This window comes from Rhodococcus sp. FG69 (assembly GCF_057808915.1).
Genome location: NZ_JBMDIX010000093.1, coordinates 1 through 2,271 on the forward strand (window position 1 = coordinate 1; position 2,271 = coordinate 2,271).

Below are 2,271 nucleotides of genomic sequence, written 5' to 3' on the forward strand. Positions count from 1 at the left end.
TGGTCTCACCGATCTGGCCAACTCGATCAACAGTCAGATCGAGCCTTCATTCAATCGCCTCGTCGAAGCGGGCAAAAAAGTCTGGACTTTCCTGACAGGTGTCGGAGAAGAGGTTGCGTTTCGTCTGTCTCCTAAGCTTGCGTTTCTGTGGACGATTCTCTCCACGAACCTCGCTCCGGCGTTCGTCAAACTGTACGAAGCCGTCAACCCGTTACTACCAATCATCGGCGGGACGTTGTTAATTGGTATTGGCCTGGTGACCGATGCCGTGAACATCGCGGTATTCGCGTTCTCAGGATTGGTGACCGTCGTCGCTGCGCTTGTGCAGGGATTTACGGACGGTAACCCAGTGGTCTGGACACTTGCTGGTGCATTCACCGGTCTCGGTATAGCCATGGGCATCAACGCCATCGTGAACTCTGTAAATGCATCCATGGCGGTCATGTCGACAGTCACCATTCCCGGGTTGATCGCCAAGGTGACCGCACTAAACGTCATGGTCTCCACTCCGATGGTCATGCCTGCAATAGTTGTGGCGGCTGCCCTTGCAGCCATAGCTTCGGTATGGAACGCCTACAACGAAATGATGTCTGCGATCGATGGGGCTAAGCGCGCCCGCCAAGATTTCATCGACACAGCGAAAAGTGCAGATGCAGCGGCCTACAAGATTCTCTACGACGGTGTCAGTTCTCCTGAGAGGAAGGCTGCCGCACAACGTGTCCTCGACGTCAAGCTACCGAAGAACGCTGTCGGCACTGGGTACTCATCCGGTGGCGCAACACTTGTTGGCGAAAACGGTCCTGAGATCGTCAACATGCCGCAGGGTGCTCACGTGACCCAGGCGTACCGCACTCGCAACCAGCTCGCGGGCGGTGGCGGGGGAGTAACTGTAAACATCACCGGCCCGGTCTCCTTCAACGACCGATCCGACATCGACTACTTCGCACAGCGCATCAACCAGGCACAGCGCCTCGCACGATCCGGTATGGGCGGAACTGTGGGAGCAGCAGCGTAATGCCTGCCATCGCACTCAGTTACGGCACGTTGAGCCTTCAGTCGGACAAGATATGGACCACCGCATCTGACATCTATTCGTCCCCAACAAACTCCGTTCAAGTTGACGGTCTGTCTCAGTCTGATGGTGGCGTATTCGTCCGAAGCTCACTCAAGCCAAAGACATTCAGCGTAAGTGGTGTGGTGCGCGGCAGCGACATCGTCGAGACCGATGGTTTGATCGACCAACTGAAGATGGGTCTTCGTCTGACACAGCAGAACTTCGACATCGCCTACGCGGGCGGAACCCGTCGTTACGTCGCGACACCTGAGAACTTGATCATCGGCCGAGAAGACGGTCTTGCTCGCGCTGGCTGGTCAGCACAGTTCATCTGTGCCTCGCCTGTCGGGATGGACATCACATCAACTGTGCTTTTGCCGGCTACGCCCGTGACGACTGCAAACACGGTCATTCCAATCGCCGTCGGCGGCACCTACCAGGCGGAACCCTTGATCACCGTGGTCATGACGACGGTCGGTGGCGGCACAGCCAAGACCATCACCATCACGAACAGTACGACCCTCCGCGGTATTGCTATCAAGCGCAATTGGTCCAGTGGCGACCGCATCACGATCGACTCGCTCAAGAAGGAGCTGCGTGTCAACGAGATGCTGGTTCCATTTACCGGGCAGTTCCCGAAGTGGGATGTCGGAGCGCAGAGCCTGGGCTACCTCGACGACCTGACCTCACGATCTGTCAGTATCTCCGCCACGTACACCAGGCGGTGGTTGTAGAGGCGGTCTATGGCAACGATCGTCATCTACCCAACCATCGGCAACGACGATGCTCAGATCAGATCAGACGGATCTGGCGACTACTCGGAAGCCTCTGGTTCGATCAATATCGGTAAGTTGTCGACCGGCTCAAACTTGTCGATGACGAACGGCCTACGGTTTCCAGGCATCAATATCCCTGCGGGAGCGACAATCTCGTCCGCGACGTTGGGGCTTGTCTCCCAGTACGAGAACCCGGCTTCAGTCAGTCTGCGTGTATACGGCGAGGCAAGCGACAATTCGGTCCCGTTCACATCGACTAGCGCACCACACCTGCGCCCGAAGACCGTTCAGTACAGCGCGTGGACACCCGTGAAGGGGACGAACTGGAACGGGGGCGGGGTATACAACAGCACACCTGACTTGAGTCCCATCATCCAAGCAATCGTCAGCCGAGCTGGCTGGACCGCTGGCAATGCGATCAGTCTCCTCATCGTCGATAAC

The 2,271-nt window shown here is 57.2% G+C and carries 3 protein-coding genes; all 3 read left to right on the forward strand.

All coding sequences use genetic code 11. The annotated features are described in order from the left end of the window. Window positions 1-1,015 (forward strand): hypothetical protein (locus ACODSO_RS29080; RefSeq protein ID WP_489040065.1); only part of this gene is annotated, 1,015 nt, incomplete at its 5' end. 179 nt (window positions 1,016-1,194) lie between these two features. Next, window positions 1,195-1,788: a phage distal tail protein gene (locus ACODSO_RS29085; RefSeq protein ID WP_489040066.1), complete on the forward strand. Its 594-nt coding sequence runs from the start codon at window positions 1,195-1,197 to the stop codon at window positions 1,786-1,788. A gap of 9 nt (window positions 1,789-1,797) precedes the next feature. Further along, window positions 1,798-2,271 (forward strand): hypothetical protein (locus ACODSO_RS29090; protein WP_489040067.1); only part of this gene is annotated, 474 nt, incomplete at its 3' end.